This window comes from Nocardioides sp., from assembly GCF_051876515.1.
Classification (GTDB): domain Bacteria; phylum Actinomycetota; class Actinomycetes; order Propionibacteriales; family Nocardioidaceae; genus Nocardioides.
In genome coordinates, this window is sequence record NZ_JBJEHY010000086.1 from 8,361 (window position 1) to 13,577 (window position 5,217).

Sequence of the window (5,217 nt, forward strand, 5' to 3'; positions counted from 1 at the left end):
GTGCGTCATGCGTACGCGCTCGGGTCGGGTGTGCGTCATGCGTACGCGCTCGAGCGGGTGCTCACGTCATACGAACCCGCACCTATAGGTACGGGTTCGTATGACGCACGGGGTCGGGCGGGGCCCCGGTATGACGCGCGCCTGCTGACGAAGGCTTCGTATGACGCCAGCCTCAGCGGGCGGGCTTCGTATGACGCAAGCTCGCCCCGCCGCTCAGACCTCCGTCACTCGCGACGCGAGAACGGGAGCAGCTGTACGTTCGGGTCCTCGGGGTCGGCGTCCTCGTCATCCGGGGTCCCGTCACCGTCGGTGTCGGTCTCGTCCGTGGGGTCCGTCGTCTCGGTCTCGGTCGGCTCCTCGTACACGGACACGAAGATGATGATCGTGTCGCCCTTGGACCGGGTCTCACCGGCCCCGGGGAGCTGGTCGACGACCTGGCCCTTGGGCTCGGTCGAGGTCGGGTCCTCGCGCACCTGCGGCACGAACCCGGCGTCACGCAGGATCCGCTCCGCCTCGGCCTGGGTCTTGCCGATCACGTCCGGCACCTCGTTGGGGCCGGCCGAGTAGAAGATCGTCACGCGGCTCCCCTTGGGCACCGCGGTCCCCGGCGTCGGGTTGGTCCGCAGGACCTGGCCGGCCGGTTCGTCGGACTCCTCCTCGACCTCCTTGACGCGGAACCCGTCCTCCTCGAGCTGGTCGCGCGCGTCGGCCCGGTCGATGCCGATGACGTACGGCACCTCAATCTCCGGCTTGCCGGCGGACAGCACCAGGTCGACCGCGGTCCCCTTCTCCACGAACAGGTCGCGGTTGGGGTCGTGGCGGATCACCAGGCCGGCCTCGACGCTGTCGGAGGCCTCCTCGGTGATCCGCCCGACGGTGAGCTCCTTGTCGCCGATGAGAGCGCGCGCCTCCTGCTCGGTCTTGCCGACCAGGTTGGGCACCTGCACCGTGTCGGGCGCGTCCGGGAACAGCTGCGGCAGTACCAGCACGGCCAGCGCGACCAGCGCCAGCACGAGGGCGCCGACGGCGACCAGCCAGCCGATCGGCTTGCGCGGCTTCTCGTCCTCGGCGGGCGGCTGCGTGGTCGTCGCGGCGCTCGACGGCATCGTGGTGGTGGCGCCCACCGCGGGCACGACCTCCGTCGCCGGGTACGCGGCCACCGGGGCTGCCTCGACCGGGTGCCCGGCCAGGTAGCGCTCGATGTCGGCGCGCATCGCCGCGGCGGACTGGTACCGGTCCTCCACCCGCTTGGCCAGCGACTTCAGCACGATCCGGTCGATCTCGGGGTCGAGCTGGTCGTCGAGGTCGCTCGGCGGAACCGGGTTCTCGCGGACGTGCTGGTACGCCACCGCGACCGGGCTGTCGCCCACGAACGGCGGGCGACCGGTGAGGAGCTCGTACAGCAGGCAGCCGGTGGAGTAGACGTCGGAGCGCGAGTCGACGGTCTCGCCGCGCGCCTGCTCCGGGGAGAGGTACTGGGCGGTGCCGACCACGGCCGCGGTCTGCGTCATCGTCGAGGACGCGTCGGAGATGGCGCGGGCGATGCCGAAGTCCATCACCTTCACGTCGCCCGACGGCGTCAGCATGACGTTGCCGGGCTTGATGTCGCGGTGGATGATCCCGGCGCGGTGGCTGTAGTCGAGCGCCGACAGCACGCCGGAGGTGATCTCCAGGGCACGCTCGGGCAGGATCCGGCGGCCCTCGCGCACGACGTCGCGCAGCGTACGGCCGTTGACGAGCTCCATCACGATGTACGGCTGGGCGACGCCCGAGCCGTCCTTGGCCATCTCCTCGCCGGTGTCGTACACCGACACGATGGCGGGATGGTTCAGCGACGCCGAGGACTGCGCCTCGCGCCGGAACCGGGCCTGGAAGGTGGCGTCGGAGGCCAGGTCGGTGCGCAGGCGCTTGATCGCGACCGTACGGCCCAGCCGCAGGTCCCTGGCGCTGCGGACCTCGGCCATGCCGCCACGGCCCAGCAGCTCGCCGAGCTCGTAGCGGTCGCCGATCAGGTTCGGCTCGGACTGGCTCACGGAAGCACCTCTCCGTCGTTGTGCTGGAACCCGCGGGCGCGGGAGACCCCGGCGGACCCGTGCGGGCCGTGGGGGAAGAAACCTGTCGTGCGCCGGGTGGTCATCGCACACCCAGCGCTTCCATCACCGCGCGGGAGATGGGTCCACCCATCTGCCCACCGGCGATCTCCTCGCGGGCCGAGTCGCTGGACTCGATCATCACCGCGATCGCCACCGTCGGGTTCTCCGCGGGAGCGAACGAGACGAACCACGCGTACGGCGGCCGGTCCGGCGTGGACTGCGCGGTGCCGGTCTTGCCGGCCACCTCCACGCCCGGGATCGCGGCCGGCGTGCCGGTGCCGCTGTCGACGGTGGCGACCATCATCTTGGTCAGCTCCTCGGCCGTGCCGGCGCTGACGGCGTTGGAGAGCCGCTTCGGCTCGGTCTTCTCGAGCGTGTCGAGGTTGGGCGCCAGCACCTGGTCGACCACGTACGGCGTCATCACGTCGCCGTCGTTGGCGATCCCGGCGGCCACCATCGCCATCTGGAGCGGGGTGGCGGCGACGCTGGACTGGCCGATGCCCGACATCGCGGTCTGAGGAGCGTCCATGTCGCGCGGGTACACGGAGACGGCCTGTCCGGCCAGGTCCTCCAGTGAGGTGGAGTTGAAGCCGAACTTCTCGGCCTGCTCCGCCATCGCCTCGGTGCCCAGGTCGTCGGCCAGGCTCAGGAAGGTGACGTTGCAGGAGACCTGCATCGCACGGGTGAACGAGATCTTGCTGCCGCCGCAGTCGCCGCCGTCGTGGTTCCCGATGGTGGTCGAGGACTGCGGCAGCTGGAACGAGCGGCCGCCGGGCACCTGGGACTCGGCGTCGTACTTGCCCGTCTCCAGTGCGGCCGCCGCGGTCACCAGCTTGAACGTGGAGCCGGGAGGCAGGCGGGTGCCGATGGCGCGGTTCATCAGCGGCTCGTCGGGGTCCGCGTTGAGCTTCTTCGAGGCGTCCGAGACGGCCTGGAGGTCGTGGGAGGCGAGCGTGTTGGGGTCGTACGTCGGGTTGGACACCATCGCCAGGATGCGGCCGGTGGACGGCTCGATCGCGACCACGGCGCCCTTGACGTCCTCGCCGAGCGCGCGGAGCCCCTCGTACGCCGCCGTCTGCGCGGCCGGGTCGATGGTGAGCTCGACGTTGCCGCCCTTGGGCTCGGAGTTCGACAGCATGTCGATCAGGCGCGTCACGAAGAACCGCGAGTCGTCGCCGGAGAGCAGCGCGTTCTGCGACTTCTCGACCCCGGTCTGGGAGAAGTACGAGAAGTAGCCGGTGATGTGGGCGTACTTGAACGGCTGCGGGTACTTGCGCTGGAACTTGAACTTGGAGTCCGACTTCACGCTGCGCGCCACCGGCTCCTTGTCGGCCAGGATCGCGCCGCGCTCCCGCGAGAACGCGGCGTTGATGACGCGGCGGTTGCGGGGGTCGTCGTTGAGGTCGCCGGCGCGCCAGTACTGCAGGTACGTCGCGTTGAGCAGCAGCGCGAGGAAGAGCACCAGGCAGAAGACGGCGACGGTGCGGATGGGCTTGTTCACCGCAGCTTCACCACCTGCGTGTGCTCGTCGTCCTCGGACTCCACCTGGAGCTGCGGGACGGGGCGTCGGGCCTGGTCGGAGATGCGCATGAGGAAACCGATGATCACCCAGTTGGCGATGAGGGAGGAGCCGCCGTACGAGAGGAACGGCGTGGTGAGACCCGTCAGCGGGATCAGCCCGGTGACGCCGCCGACGACCACGAAGACCTGCAGCGCGAAGATCGACGCCAGGCCGACGGCCATCAGCTTGCCGAAGCCGTCGCGGGAGATCAGCGCGATCCGCAGCGCCCGCTCCACGATGAGGCCGTAGCAGAGCAGGATCGCCATCACCGCGGTCAGACCGAGCTCCTCGCCGATGGCGGCGATGATGAAGTCGGACTCGGCGAAGATGATCCGCTCGGGGTTGCCGTTGCCGAAGCCGCGACCGATGAGCCCGCCCCACGCCATGCCGAAGAAGCCCTCGACGAGCTGGTAGCCGCGCCCGTCGTAGTTGCCCAGCGGGTCCAGCCACACGTCGAAGCGCGAGCGGACGTGGCCGAAGAGGAAGTACGCGAGCGTGGCACCCGCCGCGAAGAGGGCGGTGCCGACGACGAGCCAGCCGGCCCGTTCGGTGGCGACGTACAGCATGATCAGGAACAGGCCGAAGAACAGCAGCGACGAGCCGAGGTCGCGCTGCAGCACGAGGATCATCATCGAGACGCCGAACATGATGAGCAGCGGCCCGAGGTCGCGCCCGCGCGGCAGGTCGAGGAAGAGCACGCGGCGCCCGGCCAGGGCGAGGGCGTCGCGGTGCTGGACCAGGTAGCCGGCGAACGCGACGACCAGGAGCACCTTGGCGATCTCGCCCGGCTGCAGGCCCAGCGGGCCGATGCGGATCCAGATCCGCGCGCCGTAGACGGCACGACCGATGCCGGGGATGAACGGCAGGATCAGCAGCACCACGCCCGCCAGGGCGGCGGTGTAGGTGTAGCGCTGGAGGTAGCGGTGGTCGCGCAGCACTACCAGCGAGCCGATGAACAGGACCACGCCGAGCGTCATCCAGGTCAGCTGCTGGGCCGCGAACGTGTGGTTGGCGCGGTCGAGCGCCTCGTACGTCAGGTCGAGGCGGTGGATCACCGCGAGCCCGAGGCCGTTGAGGGCGGCCACCAGCGGGAGCAGCACCGGGTCGGCGTACGGGGCGAAGATGCGCACCGCGACGTGCGCGGCCACGATCAGCCCGGTCAGCCAGCCGCCGTACCCGACGAGGTCGACGGGGATCTCGCCCTCCATGCCGAGCCCGACGGCGGCGTACGCACCGACGCCGACGGCCAGGGCCAGGAGGAGCAGGAAGAGCTCCGCGCCCCGGCGCTGCCGGTGCACGAAGTCCATGATGATGCCGCTCTGAGTCATCGGGACACCGCCTAGTTCACGTCCTGGCGGGCCGCGTAGTTCTCGACGGTCACGCGGGCGGCGTCGAGGTCGGTGACCTCCACGCCCTCGGTGATCGCCTCGGCGTCGATCTCGCTGAGGTTCTCCAGCGCGACGTCACTGACCTCGTACGGGCGCGACAGCTCGATCAGCGGGATCTGCGTGTTGACGCCGCGGAAGATCGCCACGTTGCCCTCGTGGGCCGCGACGAAGAACT

At 70.2% G+C, this 5,217-nt stretch carries 3 protein-coding genes and 1 pseudogene; all 4 read right to left on the reverse strand.

Annotation, left to right across the window (positions count from 1 at the left end):
* Positions 1–224: 224 nt before the first annotated feature.
* Positions 225–2,033, reverse strand: coding sequence for a Stk1 family PASTA domain-containing Ser/Thr kinase (gene pknB / locus ACI379_RS05915; protein WP_439791151.1), 1,809 nt, complete (start codon positions 2,031–2,033; stop codon positions 225–227).
* Positions 2,034–2,133: 100 nt separating this feature from the next.
* Positions 2,134–3,594, reverse strand: coding sequence for a peptidoglycan D,D-transpeptidase FtsI family protein (locus ACI379_RS05920; protein WP_439791152.1), 1,461 nt, complete (start codon positions 3,592–3,594; stop codon positions 2,134–2,136).
* Positions 3,591–4,982: an FtsW/RodA/SpoVE family cell cycle protein gene (locus ACI379_RS05925; protein ID WP_439791153.1), complete on the reverse strand. Its 1,392-nt coding sequence runs from the start codon at positions 4,980–4,982 to the stop codon at positions 3,591–3,593. Before ACI379_RS05925 ends, ACI379_RS05920 begins: the two co-directional genes overlap by 4 nt.
* An 11-nt stretch (positions 4,983–4,993) precedes the next feature.
* Positions 4,994–5,217 (reverse strand): annotated as a pseudogene (locus tag ACI379_RS05930) (PP2C family protein-serine/threonine phosphatase); the annotation flags it as partial.